Genomic DNA, 23069 nt, shown 5'->3' with positions numbered 1-23069 from the left:
TGGTATTTCGATATTTCAGACCATTTGAGATGGAAAACAAGATAGCCGTATGCATTTGAAGAATTGATGTGTATCTTCTTAGGAATTATCTGGTTGGTGAAAACGATAACATAACCGTTTTCATCCAACTGGTTAATCACAGGTACTTTTACGACAGAAGAATTTTACGGATATTTTCCACACATTGAAAAAACTGTATTACACATCACCACCTCTTCCCGGCTTAAATGCACTCTCATGCTCTAATGATTTTGCATTTGAGAACCACATCCATTCCGGACATGTGCTGTGGCTTAACTCCGAGGGTGGAGAGCTGTATCAGGTACAAGGGCAGTCATCTATTCTTCAACCCGGCACTGTAAGTGTCATTGAGCCTGGTGTAGTCCACTCAAACCAACCATCAGCAAATGGCAAACGACATCTAAGAAGCCTGTACTTGGAAGAAGATTTTTTCAGATATCTGGAGCGGCTTGTTTCGGGAACAGCAACAGAGAAGTTCAACCTTCCAACAAAAGTATTTAGTGACAAAAGATTTTGGCAGAACGCCCTGTTGCTCCATGAAGCTGTCGTTACAAATCAGGAGAAGCTGTTTATCCAAGAGCGAGCAGTCAAGCTTTTTACCAAACTTGCTGACCCGCAATCAACACAATGTTTGCAGAAATCACTCTTCATTTCTAAAAACAAAAGAATAGAACAAATCCTTGAGTATATGAAAAGTCATCTTGCCTGTGAAGTTTCTCTAAATACACTTGGTAACCTTGTGGAGTGTACTCCATTCCATGTGATACGTTTATTCAAAAATACACTAGGCATGTCACCCCATGCCTACTTCATCCAGCTACGACTTGAACGAGCAAGAGACCTCATTGACCTAGGGCATAATCTCACCGATGCTGCACTACTCGCCGGTTTTTCAGATCAGAGCCATCTCACGAGACGTTTTAAAAAGCGTTACGGGGTTACACCCGGTATATACAGTGGACAAAATAACGGCTAAATAGCTTCTCCTTCTCAACTTTATCACATATTTTTCCTGTTTTTTCCAATTGTCAATTTTGTTCAAGACGGCTCAGCCCAAGTCATTTACTCTTTACTCAAAGTTAATATTTCTTAAACGAGGAAAAGGGACAGGTGAAACATTATATATACGCATTAGGTGCTATTCTTTGTTGGGCGAGTCTTCCGGCAGCAACCGGTTCTGGCCTGAATGAATTATCCACAGAAGAACTGATGTTCTACAGTTTTTCCATAGCAGCATTTTTTCTCTACATCCAGGACATACTTTTAGGTAAAAGTTTAAAGGTACATTTCCCGAGTATACAAGCCTGCCTCTTTGGTTTTGGCGGCATATTTCTTTATCATTATATCTACTATATGGCTCTTGAAAGAGCCCCCCTTGCTGAAGGAGCAATACTCGCAACCACATGGTCACTGTGGATCGTGGTATTTTCCTCCATTCTACAGCTCAAGAGGCTTGCGCCATCCATTCTAGGTGCTGCAATTATCGGGTTCTGCGGAGCAGCTCTTGTAATTGGCGCTGGTAAAGAAATCTCGTTTGAATCTACACATATGCAAGGGTATCTGCTTGCCCTTATCTGCGGTGTTATATGGTCAAGTTTTTCTGTTGGCCTTCCACTCTTTAGACTCAAAATAGAGCCGATGACCGGTTTCACAATTTTAACCGCCCTTGCATCAGCCGTACTCTTTCTATTCACCATGCCCCATAACCTACCATCCACGTCAGCACTTCTCAGTGCCGCTTATCTTGGTGCTATACCATTGGGTCTTTCCTTTTTCCTTTGGAACAGGGCTATCAATGGCGGTAATATGGTTATCATCGGATTTTTGAGCTACCTGACACCTCCCCTTGCAGTACTCCTGGTGGCGATTGTTCATCGCCAAACAATCTCACCCCAAGTCATAGTTGGTATGTGTATCATTGTCATAGCGTCTATTAGTGGTAAATTTACTCTTTCAAAACTGGGCAAGACATAAACTTGATGGAAAAGACTCTTTAATTTCAATTAGACTAGGTTTTTCTTAATTAAGTATATACGTTACTCGCACTTCTTGCCCTCTTGCCTGGTGGCCAAAGATGCCGTGGTACCATGGTCCCTTGCCTAACACAGCCTTCTTCTGTATAACATCCAGAAAGAGTGTTAACCAGTTTCTGTACAATAACTTAGTTAGGCTTTAGGGAGGAAATATGCCTATCAAATTGGAATATTTACGTGACCTCAATATATTAATCGCAACTGTAGAAAGTCCGGCGACGATGGAAATGTTTAAGCAAACAATTAATGAAATAATTTCATCAATAGAGTACCCCCCTGATGTAAGTACAATATGGGATTTGCGAAAACTAGATTTTGATTCAATCGACAGTAATTTTGTAAAAGGAGTAATTGCTATACGGAAAGACATTGATATTAGTAGAGGAAATGTAAAAATAGCCTATGTTGTAAGTTCTGATCTGTCTTTTGGGATGACAAGAATGTACCAAATTTTTTCAGAAATCGAGGGACTCGCACAATCAATACAAATTTTTAGGAATTTAGACGATGCAAAAAAGTGGCTATTACAAGACAGATAACATTCGCCTAACCAGCCCATAAACGCAGACGGAAAGAACGTTTGCGGCCTGACGGTCAAGGTCGGTGGCCCGCTGGTTATGGGAATCGCTCTAACATAAATTATCCGCTAATTATTGAATTATAAAACAAAATATGTTACCGCTGCCAAGGTAGCGGGCAATATAACATGCATGTTAAATGTTTAAAAAGGAGAACTGTGGAACTATTCAAATATAAATATGATGAATTGTTTAATCCTGTTCTTCAAGCTCTTCATCAACTTGGCGGTTCTGGCACAAATAATGAGGTCGAAGAGAAGGTCATTGAGATACTAAAACTTAGTGATGAACAGGTGGAAGATATACATCGCGGGAATACGTCAAAACTCTCTTATCGGTCAGCATGGGCAAGAAACTATTTAAAACGTCTAGGGCTTATTGAAAATACAGGTAGAGCCTTATGGGCATTAACTTATCAAGGGTTGAACACCCAAAGCATCGACAAGCAAGAAGCAAAGAAAATTGTTAAAAATCTATCTGGGGTAGAAAAAGAAAACACAAAGCCCTCTACTTCCAACAATTCCACAAACTCATCACTGAAAGAGTCCGAGGAAATAACAGAACTTACATGGGAAGAAGAACTGATTGATGTTCTAAAAAGCATGGCCCCAAGTGCATTCGAGCGCCTAACCCAACGTTTTTTAAGACAGCTTGGTTTTGTAAATGTTGAGGTTACAGGCAAAGTTGGAGATGGTGGCATTGATGGTGTAGGTGTTATCAAACTCGGTGGTGTTCTTTCATTTCACGTTGTTTTTCAATGCAAGCGCTATTCAGGCTCTGTTTCGTCATCCGCTATCAGAGATTTCCGTGGTGCAATGATTGGACGGGCAGACAAAGGGTTATTCATAACAACTGGCACATTCACTCGCGATGCTAAGCGTGAAGCACATAGAGACGGTGCTCCTCCTATTGATCTAGTAGATGGTAACGACTTTGCTGAACAACTTAAAGAATTAAGTTTAGGTGTCGCCGTTGAAATACGAGAAGAAGTAACCATTATAAAATCTTGGTTCAATGACATTTAATCAGCCTTTCCACCGGACCGCCTGAGGTGTCGGTTGTTTCAGGTTTATTGGCACCAAAATAGTGCAAATTATATCCAAATTAATTGGCTTCAAATCAGGCGGCCCGTGAACTCAGCGTTATGTGTAAAACCTTGACAATACGTACGGAATGGCGTACCTTTTGTTTAAACAAAAAATTAAAGGTGCAACATGGCAACATTATCTGCAACAGAAGCAAGAAAAAATTTATACCGATTAATTGATGAAACTTCCTCAACTCATGAACCCATTACAATTACCGGTAAGCGTGGAAATGCTGTTCTTCTCTCCGAAAGTGACTGGAGAGCAATACAAGAAACATTGTTCCTTGTAAATATACCTGGAATGAGAGAATCTATAATTGAAGGAATTAAAACTCCCATTGAAGATTGCTCCGAGGACATTGACTGGTGACGTGGCAGATTGTTTTTACAAAGCCGGCTCAAAAAGATGCAAAGAAATTAGCAAGCTCTGGTCTCAAAAATAAAGCACTTTCCTTAATTGACATACTCAAAGAAAACCCATTTCAAAATCCTCCTCCATATGAAAAACTAATTGGTGATTTATTGGGAGCATACTCTCGTAGAATTAATATACAGCATCGAATAGTTTATCAGATACTTCGTGAAGAAAAAGTTGTTAAAGTTCTTCGAATGTGGACACACTATGAATAATCACATAATCGGGTAGCCGGGTAATGGATGTTTACCCACAGGTCTTTGACAGAAAGCAAACCCTGCTCCTTGAGCCATTGATTAGTCATGCCCTATTGGGTAGCCAAAGTGCGAGACAGTCGCCATGGACCTTTCCTGCTTAGACCAGCAGAGATAGCGGTTCGCAGAAACGTACCGAGCTTTACCAGCTCCCGAACCTTGGTGCGGCAATACCGCCATTGCTTGCAGTCGCACATGCTCTTAGGAAAAATCCAGTGAATTCAATGTTCACGCAGACTACGCAGCAGAACAATGTATCCGATCTGACACCGTATTTATCACAAAAAAGCTGCGCTTGATTGCACTAAACACAGTGCAGGTCAACAGTGCGATTACCTTCTACAATAAGGAACAAACTTGAATTAAGAAGATTTAAGAGAAGAAGATATTGGTAAGCGATTAAGTATGAAACAACAACATTCTCAGCCTCAATCAAGGCCGCGATATATCCTTGCCAGAAACTGGTTTTCATCTGTTTCAATGAGTTTGTCGCACTGAAATCCGTGGAAACTGCAGATGGTACATAACAACTCGAAATCCACATACAGCCAACTGAAAGGATCGGATCGCAATCCTTTGTATATCATAACAAAATCAGTTTCACCGCAATAGCCACCCTCATCAGTATAGACTGCCTCACCTTTCTGTATGAATGCCCCAGTCAGGTCTGTTGAATCCACAAGTAGCTGTCCATCCGGTGCGAGTAGAGAATCAAGGTTCTGTATGAAGAGGTTCAGACCATCGAGAGAACCTGATATTCCTATCCCATTCATTAACATGAGTACTGTATCATAATGGGAACGAGAACTCGTATTTCCTAGATCCCAAATATTACCAAGACGCGAATTTGTGACACCTCTTCTCCCCATTACTTCTACACAGCCGGGGGAGATATCAATGGCATCGACATCCAGATTTCGCGACTGCAGAACAAGGCTATGGCAACCTGCTCCTGCACCGACATCGAGAATCCGTCCCCGACAGGCTGCTAGAGCACATTTTTCGACCTCATTCATACTCTCAACGCCGCGAAACATTGTAGTTCCCTGCATGGTGGACATTTCAAGCGTTGAGGACCAAACATTGAGAAAGGCCTCTGAATCACCACAGTAAAAGTCACTCAGCATAGTGCCAAGTGGGTCTTTATCTTTGTCTAATATTGATCTTGCCATCACCCCGTCCAGTTCGCTCCCAAGATGTTTCATATTTTTTTATTGATTCGTCATAGTACACAAACAAACTTCGATCAATACCGTTTATCTGCAATGGCAAGTGAGTACAGATGAGTATTTTTTCTGCTTCTTTAAACCGTTGCATCCCAATATCGATCAAAGCTTATTTAATTTGATAGAATTTCTCAAAGAAACGAATGTTATGTATTGTTTTTTTTGATCATTTTGTTAGAACAGACTATTTGTGCATATGAACCAAATGTAACTGAATATATTTATTTATATCTTTGAAGGATTACAGGCAACCATATGTTCTCTGATGAGCAATATTTTTAAACATACAAAAACCATGTTAGCAGGAGAAAAGAAATGAAAAAAATTGTAATTACACTAGCAATATTAGCAATGGCCACAACTGCCTATGCCAAGGAAAAGATTGTGATTTACCATGCAGGTAGCCTGTCTGTTCCTTTTGGTGAAATTGAAAAGGCGTTTGAAGCCGAATACCCGGAGTACGATGTACAGCGGGAAGCCTCCGGTAGCCGTGCTGCCGCCAGAAAAATTACTGATATTAACAAGCCTGCTGATGTCATGGCCAGTGCAGATTATAAAGTAATCGATAACCTGATGATCCCAAACCACGCTAAATTCAACGCTCAGTTTGCAACCAATGAAATGGCCATCGCTTTTACCGAAAAAGCCAAATATGCTGATGAGATCACAGCTGAGAACTGGACAGAAATTTTCCTAAAAGATGGCGTAAAAGTTGGTCATTCCGATCCCAATATGGACCCTTGTGGCTACCGCTCCATGCTGGTTACCCAACTTGCTGAAACGTACTACAAGACTCCAGGTCTTTTTGACAAACTGTTCGGCTATGGAGAGTCCTACCAAACGGGTGAAGAGGATAGCAGTAAAGTTATTGTCCGCCCAAAAGAAACCGACCTTTTAGGACTTATCGAAGCCGGAATGTACGATTACCTCTACATCTACAAGTCTGTGGCAGAACAGCATCATTTGAAATATCTGGAATTACCAGAAGAAGTATCGCTGAAAAGTGCCAAATTTGCCGATCAATACAAAACAGCAACCTTCCAGATTAATGGTAAAAAACCTGGTGAGTGGATTACAAAAAAAGGTGGCCCCATGGTTTATGGCATCACTGTGGCAGAAAACAACAATTCACCTGTAAATAAGAAAGGCGCTGTTCTGTTTGTTAATTACGTTCTTTCAGAGCAGGGACAAAAGATAATGACTGACAATGGTCAGGGCGTTATCGCTCCAGCTGTTATCACCGGGGATGCTTCCATTCTGAAATAATGCTTTCACTGAGTAATATATACCTGCAAAAAGGGTCCTTCACCTTAAAGGAAGTCTCTTTGACGGTACAGGACCACGAGTACTTTGTGATTCTTGGAAGAACCGGCAGTGGAAAAACACTTTTGCTTGAAACCATTGCCGGGCTCCAGAAACATACAGGTACAATTTGTTATAACGAATGGGATATCACCAATATCTTGCCGGAGAAACGCAAAATCGGTTTTGTTTACCAGGACTTTGCTCTTTTCCCGAACATGTCGGTTATCAAAAACATACGTTTCTCCGATCGTTATCATAAAAAAACAACGGATACTGGATGGGATGAATTAATTGCTTTCCTCGATCTGGGAAATCTTCTTTACCGAAACATTCATCACTTAAGCGGTGGTGAAAGACAACGGGTAGCCCTTGCAAGAGCCATCTACTCCCGTCCCGACATCCTACTTTTAGATGAACCTCTCAGTGCCATTGACCCCAGTTTTAGAAATACTATTATGGAGAATCTAAAGGGACTCAATCACCGTTTTCACATTACTGTGGTTCATGTGACCCATAATTTTCGTGAAGCGGCTTACCTGGCTGACAAAATAGGTATCATGATAAATGGTGAACTGGTTCAAGAGGGGTCGGTCCAAGATGTTCTCCAACAGCCCCGCACCATTCCCGTTGCCAAATTTCTTGGTTTTAAAAACATTCTTCCCGACAGACTGATCGACTCTGATCCCAAGGGGCTCTATTTTTCAATAAACCCGACACTGGTAGGCATCAGCCGCAAACCTCTCAGTCGGGACTACAACATCAGCGGCCATTGTCTTGAGATAAAAGAAGATACGGATCATTTCAAGATCCTTTTCGATGTGGACGGTTGTCCTGTTTTTACAAAAATCCCCAAACAGCTCTACGATCCAGCCATTACCCAGATTGGTACTTTAGTTCATCTCAGTTTTCCCAAGTCTGCAATTTCCCGCTTCAGGGAATAGGAATTTTCGATGAAGTATCTGTTTAATATTACCTTTTTTATTCTCTCATCTGTTGTTCTGCTTTTCATAATTATTCCTCTGGTAGGTCTTTTCAGCGGTGTTGGCTGGAGCGGTTTGATAGAGTCCTTTTCCGATATGGAAATCATACGCTCTGTCATCTTGACCATGAAAGTTTCGTTTCTTGGTACCTGTCTGACTCTTCTTTTTGGCCTACCCCTTGCCTATTTTGTTGCTCGGAATCATTTCTTCGGCAAATCGATCATAGAAAGCATAATAGATATTCCTGTTATGATCCCCCATACAGCAGCCGGAATTGCCCTGCTGATGGCATTTAACCAAGGAGGGATGAAAAAGTTTTTCGACTCCATTGGGGTTCAAATTATCGACACCGAGACAGGAATTATGCTCGCCATGATGTTCCTCTCCTCACCATTTCTCATCAACGGTGCCAAAGAGGGGTTTAAGAATGTTGATCCTAAGCTTGAAAATGTAGCGCGAACTCTTGGAGCGGGACGTTTTTCAGTGTTTTTTCGTGTTGTACTACCCAATGCAAAAAAAGATATTATCAACGGAATGCTAATGATGTGGAGTCGAGGACTTGGAGAGTTCGGTGCCGTAGTAATTATCGCCTACCACCCAATGATTGCACCAGTACTCATATACGACCGCTTTAACAGCTATGGCCTTGCCTTTTCGGCCCCCGTCGCGGCTGTAATGATAACATTTTCCATGACCACCTTCTTATTGATTCGAGGTATCAATAACAGACAGAAGACATGATCGATTTTTTTAATTTAGCCCCGCACCAATACATGCTCTTTTCTAAGAGTGATCACCAGCTAACGGCCTTAGAATAACTCTCGACAGGATCAGAGGCCACTATCCTGACTATCTCTTTATCCAGCTTGCCCTTTTCAACATCACTTTCTAAATTTTCTACGATATTTTCTGCGGTGAGGGATTTTCGATACGGCCTATCCTGGGCTAGAGCCTGAAAGATATCAGCCACCATTATAATTCTCGACTCAACAGGGAGTTCATCTGCCACTTTTTTAAACGGGTACCCGCTGCCATCAAGCTTCTCGTGGTGATCTGAGGCCCAAACGGTTATATCCTCAAGTCCACCGATCTTACTCAAAATTATATAGGTTACATAACTATGATGGCGCATAACCGCCAGAGAATCATCATCCAGACCACCATCATGATCAAGTATTCGGTCAGGCACCTGTAGCTTGCCTAGATCATGCAGTAGTCCTGCCACCTCAATCTTTGTGCACGTTTCTTCATCGAGCTGGCACTGTTGACTGAGAAAACCCGCCAACCTCGACACACCAAAAGAATGTTCAGCCGTATATGGACTTTTTGCATCAACCACTTGGGCAAATATTCGTGCCATATCCTTGAGTTGTCCATTATTAAGAAGAATATTCTCATACTTAATGGAGTTCAATCTAAGATAGTCGGTCAGATGACTACTCTCCTGTGTTATCCAGAACGCCTCTTTTTCAGCGGTACTCAGCAACGCATCCACAAGTTCTGGCTTAAAATGTGAATCCCGATAGGTCACAATTTTTTCACACACCTCTTTCCTGCAAGACAATCTATTCTCGGCACAAGCAACACCGCTCAGCGCATCCACCCTGTCAAGAAGATAAATTAGATTCGCATTCACTTTAACCTCCTCATCAATGTTCGCATGTCGTAAATCTTCCCAACGTGTATGGTGATATCTGATAACTTCAGCGTACTCCTCAAGAGGGGCAAAAGTCCTCATCCGATTAGCCCCGACCAGGCAGTGCATTTCAGCATCCTGCCATTCAAACTCGTTGACGAGTAAATCATGAACTTTGGTGGAGGAAACACCACAATCGTGTAAAAGACCCTGCCTAAATACCTTGAGTTGCTGAGATCTATTGCCACCAAAAGTTTTCACACATTCAGCGGCCATAAAAGCAACTCTTTTACTATGATAGAGTTCATCTATGCCCACAAGATCTACTGTATCAGATAAGGCATTAATAAATTGACCAAAATCGATTTCCATAGCTCTCTTCCAAGTAAAATATCACGCTGACAATGCACACATAATTCGGACACTCATTCGGACACCCTCATTTCTTGAGTCCGCTCACCTTATCAAACTGTCGTCATGCAGGTAACAGGTGATTCTATAACTATGTTTATTTCTATAAAAATGATGAAAAAAAAATATTCTATAACTTGACAAAGAGTAGATTTGTTTTTCTACACAAACAATTCTAATTTTACCAACTCAGTAAATTTAATACAAATATTTGGTTCATATATATTACCTTTAGAAGCATAACACTCCGCATAATATGTTCTACTACTTGAACAAAAAATACCCACTTGACACAACTTTCGCACCATTTATTCAACAGGATTCTCTTTATTAACCTCTCTAGTCCTCCTTTTGCCTTCCAGAACCTAACATCCTCAAGCCTCCATCACTACAGTGCCTACCTATTATCCGTTTGATTTTCAGAATCATACGGCCTAAACTAATAAGGAATTTATCGTAATATCAGCGTTTCACTCTTGTTTCGTGTTTAAGGTCCGCTTTGTTATACTGATGAGAAGAACTCAAATGTTTAAACAATTTCTCTCCTTACGGGCAAAATTATTTATCTGGCTCATGCCCATTATCCTTACGGGACTCGTTTCAGTAAGTTCTGGTGCCTACTTCTATTTTAAAAATGTCATTGAAGAAGAGCTTTCCAAAAGCATGCTTTCATCTGTTGAGAAAAGCGCTGAATCCATTAACCGCTGGTTGGCAACCATAGTGCTAGAACCTGAAACTATGGCTTCCACCCCTGCTGCAAAAAACATTAATGAAAACTTCGAATTACTCGATCGTCAGAACCTCTACAGACATAAAAAACTCCATGCCAATCACTCAGACATATTCGTCGATATTTATGCAGCCAATAGTAAGGGGGAATATCACACAATAATCCAGGAAGGAGATAACTACAGTATTCACAAAGGTAATATCAACAGCAGACCCTACTTTCAGTCGATAATGGCTGGTGGGCCGACACAACTCACGCCACCGCTTATCTCTAGGACGACCGGTATTCCAACCATTTTCATGGTATCACCCATCCTGAGTGATGATGGGAAGCCACTTGGCCTTATTGGTGCCGGAATTTCTTTGACTTACATCCAACATATTGCCAAGGATCTCAAAACTGGAGACACTGGCTACGGCTTTATAATAGCCGACGATGGAACGTATATTTATCATCCTCATGAATCTTTCATCATGGAGTCAAAGATCACAGAACTCGACAATCCGATGCTTAATAAGCTTGGAAGAATGATGGTTGCCGGTAAATCAGGTATTTACACCTTTGTTGAGGACAACAGGGCGATGGTGGCTCTCTTTTTTCCCGTACCTCTTACCGGTTGGGCAGTGGCTTCAGTACTTCCAGAATCTGAGCTCTTTGCCCCAGCAGTCAACATGGTTAAAATCCTGCTTACAATCACAATAGTTTTTGCCACTCTTGTTGGATTTGCAATAATATTTGCCATGAATCACCTCACCAAGCCTCTACAAACCCTGGCTGACCACGCACAGGAGTTGTCATCGGGCAATATGGATATACCTGAGCTTAAAATACAATCAGAAGATGAGATAGGTAAACTCTCTAAAGCCTTTAACCTGATGATAACAAACCTCAATTCTACACTTCATGGCTTAAAAGACAGTGAGGATAAATATCGATCAATTTTCGAGAACTCACTTGTTGGCATTATTCAAGTTGAGATGGATGGTACCGTACTCCATGCCAATCCCGCCTTTATTCAGATGTTGGGTTACTCCTCTCTTGAGGCAATGCTCAAAGAAACAGACAACGTTCAAAATTCCATGTACGTCAAACCTGAAGATCGAACCCTATTACTGAAAGAACTCCTAGAATGTGACCGGCTCAGAAATAAGGAACTTCAACTCAAGAAACGAGGGGGTGAACCGCTCTGGGTTTCCATAGATATCACACTTATTCGAGACGATAATGGCAAACCATTGCGAGTTGAGTCCCACATAAACGATATCGACAACAGAATTAAGGCAGAAGAAGAGCGAGCGACTTTGCAAACCCAGCTGGCCCAGTCTCAAAAAATTGAAGCTGTAGGAAAACTTGCAGGTGGTGTTGCCCATGACTTTAATAACATCCTCTCTGTTATCATAGGCAAGTCAGAAATTGCACTCATGCAAATGGATAAAACTGACAAGTTTTACGACTTCTTTGTTGATATTAAAAAAGCGGCCGATCATTCAGCCAACCTAACCCGCCAACTCCTCGCCTTTGCAAGAAAGCAAACAATTGCACCTCAGGTTGTCGACATCAATCTGCTGCTGGACGAAACGCTCAACATGTTAAAAAGCCTCATCAGTGAACGTATCGATCTAACACGTTCCTCATCAACGGATTTGTGGAGTGTAAAGATAGACCCTGACCAGATGGCACAGATTATAACCAATCTCTGTCTCAATGCCCGGGATGCAATTGACGGTCTGGGCAGGATCATTGTCCAAACTCAAAACGTCACTCTGGATCAACAATATTATGCTAACATGTCAGACTTCCTGCCGGGAGATTTTGTCCGTATATCTGTAAGTGATAGCGGTTGTGGTATGGATGCAGAGACACAGCAGCAGATATTTGAACCATTTTTCACCACAAAAGGAATGGCAAAAAAAGGATCAGGTCTTGGTCTGGCAACAGTGCAGGGAATCGTCATACAAAACGGAGGTTTTATAAATATCTACAGCGAGGTGGATCAAGGAACATCCTTTAATATTTACCTGCCCAGATATACAGGTGATCAAGAGCAAGCCTTGATCCCATCAACCAACAACATCCAACGTGGCACCGAATCCATACTTCTGGTTGAAGATGAGTTTGAATTACTCAAGGTGAGTGAGCAGATGCTCTCAGAACTTGGATATACAGTTGTTGCGATGAATGACCCTGAAGAGGCGGTTCTTTATGTACATCAAAATAGTGAGAACATTGACCTTCTTCTCACTGATGTGATCATGCCCAAAATGAATGGTCGAGATCTGGCAGACAAGGTCATCACACAATATCCAAACATTTGCTGCCTCTTCATGTCTGGATATACCGCGGATATCATTGCCCAGCAGGGTGTACTTGATGAAGGTATCAACTTTTTACAAAAACCATTTTCTCTGCAATCCATGTCCAGCAAGATCCGCACTGTTTTAGATAACAAACCCAGCATGTCAAAGAAACAGTACTAGGTTTTTTTGAAAAGTTACCAAAAACGTTTGATGGCCTTAGCCATTCTTTCAACACCCACGACGATTGTATCAGGATCAACACATGAATAATTCATCCTGAAACTATTCGTACTCCCTTTTGCTGTGTAAAAAGGATCGCCGGGAACAAAGACAACCTTTTCCTGCACAGCTTCTTCAAACAAGGCCATGGAGTCTTTTCCTGCTGGCAATTTCCCCCAGAGAAACATACCTCCTTCGGGTCTGGTTATAGTGATAGTATCAGGAAAAAAACGTTCTATTGCATCAATCATCGCCTGACATTGCTTACCATACACTTCAGTGATTTTAGCAATATGGTCATCGAGATTATGGGTTTGCAGGAATTCAAGAATTATTCTCTGGGTAAAACTTGAGGTGTGCAAATCTGCTGCTTGTTTGGCAATGAGAAGCTTTTCATATATCCAAGTTGGTGCCGCGATCCAGCCAAGGCGAAAACCAGGAGCTACAACTTTTGAAAAAGAGCCAAGCAGAACAGTCTGTTCCGGCAGATATGTAACAAATGAGTCCGCATCTTCCCCCGAAAATCTCAGTTCCCCGTATGGGTCATCCTCAATCAGGATAAAACCGTTTTTTTCGGCAACAGCTGCGACACCCCTACGGTTTGTATTGGAGTATGTAATACCGGAAGGGTTTTGAAAAGACGGTACCATGTAAAGCATCTTAGCACCCGACTCACTGCTCCTTTTTTCAAGAGCATCCACCTCCATTCCGCGCTCATCAACAGGTACTGGACAAAACCGAGGCTTATACAGGGAAAGTGACTGGATAGCGCCTAAATAACCAGGTTCTTCAATGAGAACAGAATCCCCAGAATTCAAAAAAACCTTGGCAAGCAGATCAATCCCCTGCTGGGAGCCGTTGGTAATAATTATGTTTTCTGCAGGTATATCGAGGCCCTTTTTCTCTTTATAACGATTAGAAATATACTCCCTCAGCCCAATTTCCCCCTCTGAGTTGCTATATTGCAGGACACTCGCGCCATCACGATTAAAGACAGCTGTTGTTGCTGCTTCAATTTCTTTTACTGGAAAAAACGCAGGATTTGGCAGACCACCGGCAAATGAAATCACTTCCGGATTAAGTGATGCTTTTAATATTTCCCGGATAAATGAACGCGGTACTCCTTGAATACGCTCTGCAAATAATTCTTCCATGTTGCACCTCGACGAATTAAGACTCAGACAAAACAAATATGATAGAATAAATGAGATAAAGAACAGCACTCTACCACCATTTCAAATGGAGGTAAACATCATGTACATTTGTGGCCTATTGTCACTCTCCTTTTTTCACACGAAGAGCTTCGGTGATGTTTTTAATTTTACGATTCAGATTCAGAAAGATCTCCACTTCTATTTTGCAACAGTGTTGATAGAAAGTAGCCAGAAAAATCATTTTTAATTATGTTATATCATTATCTTTCTGCTATATTCCCAGCAAATGGTTTAGGAAAAAGCCTTACAGTAATACAAAAAAAGGACTCCAAGACTCCAATTACGGTACATGATATATGTATTCCAGGCTGCCAACAGAGATATGGAAACAATGGTTGATACAATAATACGTAATGATCTGCCTCTGCGATAAATCTATGTCTTTCAGAACTCTCAAAAACGCCTTTTATTCAGCGCACATTCTCTTTCTACCCATTCTCATAATCATCGCCCTTCTGCTATTCCCTGCACATAACGTTTTGGGTACAGCAAGTATCGATGAGTTGAGAGAGCACGCGGTGCGCCTTGCTCGAGAGGGAAAAACAACAGAAAGTATTGATAAACTTAACTCCTATCTGAAAACAGAACCAGGTAATGTTCCTCTCATAAGTGATCTTATTGTCGTCTATGTGTGGAGCGGTGAACACCAAAAAGCTATCGACTTATTTTATAGTTATCCCCGCACTGCCTACCCCGAATATGTTCTGATCTCCATCCTCTCCAGTTACCGTAGCCTTGGCCAGAGTGAAAAGGCCTTAATATTTCTGGCCGACATGCCAGAGAAGTCTAGAGACAGCCTCGCAGTACAAACCAAGAGAATCCAATTATTGGTCGACACCCAGCGTTATGAAGAGGCCAATTCAGAGTTAGAAAAGTCTCTTGCAGCATTCCCTAAAGATCAAAACTTGTTGAAGGTTGCAGGCTACCTTTATACAGCGACTGAGAAGTGGATTGTAGCCCTTGCCAACTATCAGAAAATTCTTGCAATAACACCTTCAGACCCAGAAGCTCTGCTGGGAAGAGCTGATGCGCTTGTACATCTTGGAGCGCCATATGCTGCATCGCTGTACCCACTGGACCCTAAGATAAAAGAAGAGACAACCAGAAAAGTAACATATCTTCAGGGAAAGGCAGCACTGTTACTCAGGTGGAGTTCCCATGGCTCCAAAGACGCTGCAGAGTCTCTGAGCTATGCGCAAAAAGGCTATAATCTATTGCAGGAAGCGCTTGCACTCATCGGAAACGAGCCCGAACACCAACATCTTAAACAAAGTATTTTATATGACCTGGTTGTAGCCCATACAAATCTACGTGAACCAGCGAGGAGCTACGAACTTTTTACTCAACTACGTGAAAATACAGAGCCTGTTCCCAACTATGTAACACGATCTGCTGCAGAAGCACTGCTTGCTCTACATAGACCAGATGAGGCCCTCGAATTATTAACCTTGTTACCGCAGGATGTTCCAAAGGATTATCAAACTGATCTGACTCACTTTTATGCGCTTATCGAAAGTGAACAATTTACACAAGCCTATGATCTTATCGACACAAGGCTTCAAAATACACCAAAATTCAAATCCTTTACCGATTCATCAGTTCAATACAGAAATGATGAACGACTTGATCTTGAAACAATTGCCTGCCAGGCACGGCTCTACGGAGATCAGCTTGAAGAGGCATGGCTAAAAATAGGTGCACTAAAAAAGCAGGCACCAGCGAATAACTGGCTCAATCACGTTGCAGGAGAATCAGCACTTGCCAGAAACTGGCCCAGAAAGGCCTACACACTTTTTCAAACCGCCAGCAAGCTCAACCCCGATAACACCAATGCACTTGCAGGTATGGCACAGAGCGACATCCGATTGCACCGGTACGAAGAGGCTCATCAAATATATAGTACCTTGCAGGAGGACAGTCCGCTTGAACGGTCAACGATCAGGCTGGATCAAGATCTACGCTTTGCTCAGTTACCAAATTTTTGGGCAGATCTTGAATTATCTTACGCGGAAGGTCCGGAGCAGTCTGGTGACGGAATCAAAGCTACCAGTGAACTTATCTCCGCCCCAATCAATCATCACCTCCATTTAAGCATGCAGGCTGGCTATGCCTGGAGTGAACTGCTTGAGGGTGAAGAATCTCGAACCACCTACGGTGGAGGAGTGGAATATATAGGAGATGAAATTTCCCTACTCTCCCTGCTCCAATACAACGAGTCGACACTCGATGAAGTTGGTGGACTACTCCGCGGAAACTGGACGCCAGATGATCACTGGTCAATCAGCCTGCAGGGAGAACGATTTTCTGATGCCACACCACTACGAGCTCTACACTACGGTATTCGTGAAGAGAGATTACTCGGTTCCGGCGCCTACAGGTGGCATGAGAGCAGATCACTCTTTTTTAGTATCGGTGCCGGATGGTTTACCGATGATAACGATCGAATTGAGAGCAGTATGCGTTTTACGGAGCGTGTTATTGATATCCCGAGATTTGACCTCGACTTGGGCCTTGATCTTTACGGCTCCAGCAACACGAGAGATGATGCCCCATATTTTAACCCGGAATCCGATTTCAGCACTAAAGGCAGGGTAACAGCAGAACATATTATCTACAGATCCTACGAAAAATCGCTTGTTCAAAAGCTATCTGGGAGTCTAGGTCTCTATTCCCAGGAAAATTACAGTACCGGCCCCACTGCGAGTATCGGTTATAATGTACGATACAACTACTATCCATGGATTGAAACTGATCTAGGAACAGAAATTGGGCAAAACAGGTATGACGGTGAAGATGAACCTTATTACAAATTTACTTTTCTTATTCATGCAAGGTTTTAAACAACTCCATATCAAAAGCCTCTTAATTCTTGTTTCTGCTATTGCCATGTCACTCATGGTGCTACAGGTAACGGCGGGCGCCTCCACATTTCATGCAATTGCCTATCATGGTGTTGCAAGCAGCAATACCTCCCTGTCAAGCGATGATATAACCATTGAAACCCTTGTGAACCACTTTGAATGGTTACATGCCAATGGTTACAATCCGGTCAGTATTGATCAGCTTATTGATGCAGAAAAAGGTACGACCCCCCTGCCCGACAAAGCTGTTCTCCTCTGCTGGGATGATGGTTACAGTAATTTTTACACCCATGTCCTTCCTCTGCTAAAAGCCTATAATTATCCGGCATTGCTTGCACTTGTAGGGAGCTGGATGACGAAAGCAGAAGGAGAAATGGTGCTGTATGGTGATACGTATGTCGCCAGAGAAACATTTCTTTCCTGGGAACAAATCCGTGCAATTTCAAACTCAGATCTTGTTGAGATTGCATCCCACTCGTTTAACCTGCACAAAGGCCTATTAGCCGATGAATATGGTGATATTCTGCCCGCTACCATCACCCATATATATGACTCTACAACAGATGATTATGAATCAGATGTTGCGATGAAAAAACGAATCACCCAAGATCTGAAAAAAAACAACAGGCTAATAGAAGAAAAAACAGGCAGATCCCCCAGGGCAATGGTTTGGCCCTTTGGCCGCTATAATCAACTCGCAATTGATGTTGCCAGGGAAGTCGGCATGCCGATCACCCTCACCCTTGACCCTGTTGCGGCAAGCCTCAATCAGCTGAACAGCATTCCAAGGGCCTACCCTACACTCAACCCTGAAACCGGCTCGTTTAAGTACTCATTTTTCGATCCCAATCGTCCACCACTCAGACGATTTGCCCAAATTAAGACTACAGACATCTTAGAGGAAAATGATTCTCAAGAAATCTTGTTTAGTACATTTCTTGAGCGAGTAAAAAACATTTCCCCGGGCAGAATTTATCTTGATCCGGTTATAGAAAAAGATGAAAAGATAGCCACTATCTTTAGAAACAAGGTCCTGCCAACAATTCAAGACAGACTATTGCGCTTAACCTGGCATACCAACAGACGGGCCGGAACCGAAGTTCATATCACCCTGTCGGAGCAACTATTCCAATCTGTCCAACAAGAAGAAATTGTTCAATTTTTAAGTGACATGGGCCGCTCTGCCCCTTGCAGTGGCCTACTACTTGATCACTCGAATTTTCTGTCTCTTCTCCTAGACACTGCAGGTTCAAGTACACTACTATCTGATCCACCACCAACGTGGAACCCCAACTTTACCAGACACTACAGACAGCAGCTGATAAAAGAGACAAAATCAACTGCACTACAAACCGTTTTAGGAGCTGTCGAGGCCTTCCAGTACTGGCAACCCTTTCTTGACATCGGTCTTCTCATTCCACTATCAGTAATCGAGCATAATGATGCTCATACTTTGAAGAAACTTCTGATATACTTCGACTACATAATGGTTGATGCGAAGACGATAGATAAAGCGTCTCAGATTGGAGAAAAAATTGTTGAACTTAAACTACTTAAAAAGGTGCCTCCCTACGCTCCAGTCATGGTCAATTTCAATGCAGATAAAACGTCACAAGAGCTGACAACACAACTGAGACAACTACAGGCGCATGGTATAATTGACTATGGCTACAGTTTTGATGATTTTACCCATAACAACCCCAGAGAAAATGACATCATCCCCGTTATATCAACACGCAGTTATCCCTTTATTCCAAAATGACAAGTGATTTCTTAACTCATATTTTTCGTTTCGCAAAAGAAATCGTATTCCTCTATCCTTTTGCCATGTCCTGGATATGGATGGTCGGCGGACTACTGTTTTATATCCTAAGGGAGAGGCAAAGGTCAGGACCGGATAACCAGCCAGAACTCGCGTATACACCAAAGGTATCTATACTCATTCCCTGCCATAACGAAGAAGAACAGATAGACGAAACAATTGCAGCCCTGGAAAAAACAGACTATCCCGGAGAATGGGAGGCCATTGCCATTAATGACGGCAGTAGAGATAGCACCGCAGAAAAGCTCAATCTTCTCTCAAAAAAATATTCTTTCTTAAGAGTCGTGCACCTTGCTGAAAACAAAGGAAAAGCATTAGCTCTCAGGACAGGTGCTTTACTTGCCGATGGAAAATACCTCATTTGCATCGACGGTGACGCCCTGCTTGAGCCTAATGCCGTTGCCTGGCTTGCCTCCCGCCTGCAGATGCGGCCACAGATTGGAGGTGTTACCGGTAACCCCCGAATCAGAAACCGACGCACCCTGCTCGGCAAACTCCAGGTCGGTGAATTTACCACGATTATCGGCCTCATTAAGCGCACCCAGATGAACTATGGTAAAATTTTTACCATGGCTGGCGTCATCGCCGCCTTTCGTAAAAGGGCTTTACATGATGTGGGCTACTGGAGCCCGGATATGGTAACCGATGATATTGACGTTACCTGGAAGCTGCAACGAGCTGGCTGGTATGTGCTGTATGAACCCACTGCAGTTTGCTGGATACTGATGCCAGAGACCCTCAGAGGATTATGGAATCAGCGTTTGCGTTGGGCACAAGGGTCAGCAGAGGCTGCAATGAAGTATGGTTTCTCTTTTTTCACGAAACGAGGCAGACGAATGCTCCCTATCCTCATTGAATATGGAATGAGTATTATCTGGGCGCACTGCGTCATCATCACCATCATTTTCAGCCTTATTGAAATTGTTTTTGGTTATAGTGGCCAGACCGGGCTAGAAGATATTGTACCATCTCACTGGGCGGTTTTACTGGGTATGACCTTTATGCTCCAGTCTCTTGTTTCAATGATACTGGAGTATAGGTATGAACCACGTGTCTTTCAATACTACTTCTGGATGATCTGGTACCCGATGGCATACTGGGCTATAATGGCTGTAACTGCCGTAGTCGGTCTATACAAGGCAATTTTTACAGGCCGAAAGAAACTTGCCACCTGGGTGAGCCCGGACAGAGGAGTACGATGAATCGCATATCTAGAAATCAGAACTATCGTATACAATCAACGAAAAAGCTTCCACTGCTTATAGTTCTGCGCGACATAGTTCTCACTCTGCTGGCATGGTTTCTGATTATATACCTCTGTGGGGATTTTATCCTGCAACTCACATATGGTGTTTTGCACGAATTCGATACTGATCCGCTTAACGATTTAGACTGGGCGCTGTTTGCAAAGAACCTTAGAATCAGCTTTCTCTTTAGCGGCAGCGTCCTCACATTTATAACTGCATGGGCCATATCAAACCTACTCCTTCTTAGACGTACACAGCGTCTTGAAGGTATCAACGTCCCCCAGCTAAGGTTGAGAAAAGAAGTGAAATCCTATGGGTGCAGTGAGGAAGATGTGAGAAAATGGCGCAAAGAAAAAATTGTCACCGTCAGCATAGACGATACAGGCCAGATTCTTTCAGTTACTACACCCACCTAAGCACAAGACATCACAAGACTATCACAATCGCCACGAAGACAACTCAATATTGATCCACACCTGCATTGGCTCAAATAGCTGATCATTCCGATTCGCCCCAAGGGTGAAGGTAATATTTTGTCTCAGGTACAGACTACATGCCAAAGTATTTCTTCTACCTACAGATGCTTTTCATGAAAAATTTGGGCTAGAGCTAAGGCACCCTATCTACAACCCGGAACAATAATTTCTTCACGGTTTTCCGGCCCTAACTCCATCCCGCAGACATCACTACCGTCGCGGGGAATCTTATTGTTAAACATTCGTTTAAGTGGGGTTGTAACAGGACTGATGATTATTTTAACAGCAGTGCCGAATATAGCACCCTTTCCAACCTTGACATTCAAATCTGAAAACGATCCTTTCAATTTAACAGGAGTTGCAAGACTAAAAAATTCAGCCCGTTTTGCTTGTGGAGCAACTTTAATATTGATGTTTTCTTCCTTAAGGTTGACCTCGCCCTCTGCACAAATACGAATTTTGCTGGTATCAACAAAAAAAGCTTCCGAAGTGAGGACTCCACTCTCTGCGGACCAGCGCCCAACCGCACAGTTAATATTGGACTGATTTTCTTCACCAGTTGAGAGTATTGCAGAAACAAGATTCACCGCCCAAAGATCAATAATACCGGACTTAAAGTTAGTCAGGTCACCAGAGAAATCAAAGTAACCATTCCCTGCACCCATCAGCTCAGAGATTGAGCCAGCCGTAGAGCTCAAATCCATGTTTAGATTAACGTTGCCGCCCATATCTGAATCAGGTTGAGAGCGTCGGACGAGAATCCCGATATCGAAATTTTCAATCAGAACCTTTATTGATCCTTCTGATTTTTCATCCCCTGGTTTGAGTGATGCAGAAAATTCAATGGCGCCACCGGGTAAGGTTATCGATAAAGGGTCTACACTTATTCTACCATCCTTCAAGCTAGCCTTCATCTCCCCGCTACCAAGAAAATCCTTTCCTGATTCAACCTTGTCTGCAACAACATGTAAAGTGCAGTCAAAGCGTTTCAACACCTGTGGATCAATAAGCTTTTTATTTTCTCCCTGCACCGGTTTTTCATCTGTTGTTGCGACTACTTCTGAATCCGCATCCTCATTTAGCTCTTCCTTCTCGCCCTGAACCTCTTCATCCTGCCAGGACCATTCATCAAACACAAAATCATCCACCTGTATAAGAGGAGAATGTAAATCTATATTGGCTGTAATATTAGCTTCTTCACGCTCAATCCGAGCATAACCGGTTAGGCTACTTACCCCAGTCTTTACCTTCAATTCCTGCAGTTCAGCAACATTCTCTGTAAGATGGAGCTGTGTTGTAACCACATATGGTGCAAAAGGTGGCAGGTCCAGGAAAAACAGATCGCCGAGGGTAGAGAGATTGGAGCCTCCCACCGAAGCTGAAAGTGTCAAAGACTGTGCAGCTGTTGCCAGATCAAGATTACCGCTCAGGTCAAAAGATGTTTTGGCTATCTCAAGATTAATATCAACCCATGTTTTATTATCACTGATGAACTCTTCAAGAGAGGCCAGCGAAACATCAACTGTGTACGGATGTTCTCCAGCCTTTCCCTCTATATCAAGACGCATGGGTTGTCCGACAGCCATTGCCCCTTCACAACTTGATAGAATAAATCTGGACGGTTGTTCTTTATCGTTTCCATAGAAAGAAACTTCAATTTTCTGAAAATCAAGTTTTCCTACAACAAAGGTATCATTAGCAAGATTCACGGCTGCTTTGCCCTTCTCAGCAATATCGGTGTTCGTCTCTCTTTCTGCAACAGTCGGTTTCGAAATATCTGCAGGCGGATTGGTGTTTTCAAGCGTGTCAACTCTCTTTTCAGGGCTAAAGATCCAATTCACATCGCCCTGCTCATTTTCCTCCAGGGTCACTGCAAGACCATGGACTTTAAATTCAGGGATATGAATTTTTTTCCCGAAAAGAGGCAGCACACTAACTTGAAGCCGAACCTCCTTCATGAGTAGAAAATCTGGTTGGGCAAATTTGGGGGGATTTTGAATACGCAAACCTTTTAAGGTAAACGTGGGATTTAAGGAGGTTGCCACAACAACAGATCCTTCAATCTTTACAGGTCTGCCGAGTAACTTTGCTGCCATATCTTCAAGGGGAGCTTTAAAGCGGGTGAGTTCAATGGGGATGGCAAAGGCTGTCACAATTCCAAGAAATAAAACAAGACACAAAATAGCCCCCAAGACAATTGCAAGCAACCAGCGTAGTACTTTTCTCATTCTACCCTCACAGTGTGTTTCATTGATAA

Annotated in this window: 18 protein-coding genes; 14 read left to right on the top strand and 4 right to left on the bottom strand. The window is 42.6% G+C overall.

What is annotated here, in order from left to right:
* Positions 1-184 precede the first annotated feature (184 nt).
* The 6 genes from ACX6CI_RS01080 (at position 185) to ACX6CI_RS01055 (ending at position 4349) form a co-directional block, all read left to right on the top strand.
* A complete protein-coding gene (locus ACX6CI_RS01080; protein ID WP_458776334.1) occupies positions 185-997 on the top strand; it encodes a helix-turn-helix domain-containing protein in 813 nt (270 codons plus the stop codon).
* 134 nt (positions 998-1131) lie between these two features.
* Complete coding sequence (locus ACX6CI_RS01075) at positions 1132-1995, top strand: DMT family transporter (RefSeq protein WP_458776333.1); 864 nt, start codon at positions 1132-1134, stop codon at positions 1993-1995.
* 211 nt (positions 1996-2206) lie between these two features.
* Complete coding sequence (locus tag ACX6CI_RS01070) at positions 2207-2593, top strand: hypothetical protein (protein WP_458776332.1); 387 nt, start codon at positions 2207-2209, stop codon at positions 2591-2593.
* A gap of 197 nt (positions 2594-2790) precedes the next feature.
* A complete protein-coding gene (locus ACX6CI_RS01065) occupies positions 2791-3657 on the top strand; it encodes a restriction endonuclease (protein WP_458776331.1) in 867 nt (288 codons plus the stop codon).
* Between the two features lie 189 nt (positions 3658-3846).
* Positions 3847-4089 (top strand): type II toxin-antitoxin system Phd/YefM family antitoxin, encoded by a 243-nt coding sequence (locus ACX6CI_RS01060; RefSeq protein WP_458776330.1) that lies wholly within the window; start codon positions 3847-3849, stop codon positions 4087-4089.
* A complete protein-coding gene (locus tag ACX6CI_RS01055; protein WP_458776329.1) occupies positions 4086-4349 on the top strand; it encodes a Txe/YoeB family addiction module toxin in 264 nt (87 codons plus the stop codon). Before ACX6CI_RS01060 ends, ACX6CI_RS01055 begins: the two co-directional genes overlap by 4 nt.
* 467 nt (positions 4350-4816) lie before the next feature.
* Here ACX6CI_RS01055 and ACX6CI_RS01050 read toward each other — a convergent pair whose 3' ends face one another.
* Positions 4817-5560, bottom strand: coding sequence for a class I SAM-dependent methyltransferase (locus tag ACX6CI_RS01050; RefSeq protein WP_458776328.1), 744 nt, complete (start codon positions 5558-5560; stop codon positions 4817-4819).
* Positions 5561-5929: 369 nt separating this feature from the next.
* Between ACX6CI_RS01050 and wtpA the strand changes: the two genes are divergently transcribed.
* Genes wtpA through ACX6CI_RS01035 form a run of 3 tightly spaced genes read left to right on the top strand, consistent with a single transcriptional unit; the run spans position 5930 to position 8640 of the window.
* Positions 5930-6880, top strand: coding sequence for a tungstate ABC transporter substrate-binding protein WtpA (gene wtpA, locus ACX6CI_RS01045; RefSeq protein WP_458776327.1), 951 nt, complete (start codon positions 5930-5932; stop codon positions 6878-6880).
* A complete protein-coding gene (locus tag ACX6CI_RS01040; RefSeq protein ID WP_458776326.1) occupies positions 6880-7860 on the top strand; it encodes an ABC transporter ATP-binding protein in 981 nt (326 codons plus the stop codon). Before wtpA ends, ACX6CI_RS01040 begins: the two co-directional genes overlap by 1 nt.
* Before the next feature lie 9 nt (positions 7861-7869).
* Complete coding sequence (locus ACX6CI_RS01035; RefSeq protein WP_458776325.1) at positions 7870-8640, top strand: ABC transporter permease; 771 nt, start codon at positions 7870-7872, stop codon at positions 8638-8640.
* A gap of 52 nt (positions 8641-8692) precedes the next feature.
* Here the strand turns inward: ACX6CI_RS01035 and ACX6CI_RS01030 are convergent, their stop codons facing one another.
* Positions 8693-9907, bottom strand: a complete 1215-nt coding sequence (locus ACX6CI_RS01030; RefSeq protein ID WP_458776324.1) for an HD-GYP domain-containing protein — start codon at positions 9905-9907, stop codon at positions 8693-8695.
* 564 nt (positions 9908-10471) lie between these two features.
* Here ACX6CI_RS01030 and ACX6CI_RS01025 point away from each other — a divergent pair.
* Positions 10472-13153: a hybrid sensor histidine kinase/response regulator gene (locus ACX6CI_RS01025; RefSeq protein ID WP_458776323.1), complete on the top strand. Its 2682-nt coding sequence runs from the start codon at positions 10472-10474 to the stop codon at positions 13151-13153.
* A gap of 14 nt (positions 13154-13167) precedes the next feature.
* On the opposite strand, the gene ACX6CI_RS01020 is transcribed toward ACX6CI_RS01025, so the two are convergent.
* Positions 13168-14346, bottom strand: a complete 1179-nt coding sequence (locus tag ACX6CI_RS01020; protein ID WP_458776322.1) for an aminotransferase-like domain-containing protein — start codon at positions 14344-14346, stop codon at positions 13168-13170.
* 437 nt (positions 14347-14783) lie between these two features.
* Between ACX6CI_RS01020 and pgaA the strand changes: the two genes are divergently transcribed.
* The 4 genes from pgaA to pgaD are packed head-to-tail and all read left to right on the top strand — an operon-like array spanning position 14784 to position 20752.
* On the top strand, positions 14784-17246 hold the full coding sequence (gene pgaA / locus ACX6CI_RS01015; protein WP_458776321.1) for a poly-beta-1,6 N-acetyl-D-glucosamine export porin PgaA: 2463 nt from the start codon (positions 14784-14786) through the stop codon (positions 17244-17246).
* Positions 17200-19029, top strand: coding sequence for a poly-beta-1,6-N-acetyl-D-glucosamine N-deacetylase PgaB (gene pgaB, locus ACX6CI_RS01010; RefSeq protein ID WP_458776320.1), 1830 nt, complete (start codon positions 17200-17202; stop codon positions 19027-19029). The genes pgaA and pgaB overlap by 47 nt, the downstream gene beginning before the upstream one ends.
* Positions 19026-20291 carry a poly-beta-1,6-N-acetyl-D-glucosamine synthase gene (pgaC, locus tag ACX6CI_RS01005; protein ID WP_458776319.1) on the top strand — a complete coding sequence of 422 codons (1266 nt, stop codon included), beginning with the start codon at positions 19026-19028 and terminating at the stop codon, positions 20289-20291. Before pgaB ends, pgaC begins: the two co-directional genes overlap by 4 nt.
* Positions 20288-20752: a poly-beta-1,6-N-acetyl-D-glucosamine biosynthesis protein PgaD gene (gene pgaD / locus ACX6CI_RS01000; RefSeq protein WP_458776318.1), complete on the top strand. Its 465-nt coding sequence runs from the start codon at positions 20288-20290 to the stop codon at positions 20750-20752. Before pgaC ends, pgaD begins: the two co-directional genes overlap by 4 nt.
* 203 nt (positions 20753-20955) lie before the next feature.
* On the opposite strand, the gene ACX6CI_RS00995 is transcribed toward pgaD, so the two are convergent.
* Positions 20956-23040 (bottom strand): AsmA family protein, encoded by a 2085-nt coding sequence (locus ACX6CI_RS00995; protein ID WP_458776317.1) that lies wholly within the window; start codon positions 23038-23040, stop codon positions 20956-20958.
* Positions 23041-23069 lie beyond the last annotated feature (29 nt).

The organism is Desulforhopalus glucosivorans (genome assembly GCF_054397165.1).
This window is presented reverse-complemented; position numbering and strand designations above follow the sequence as displayed.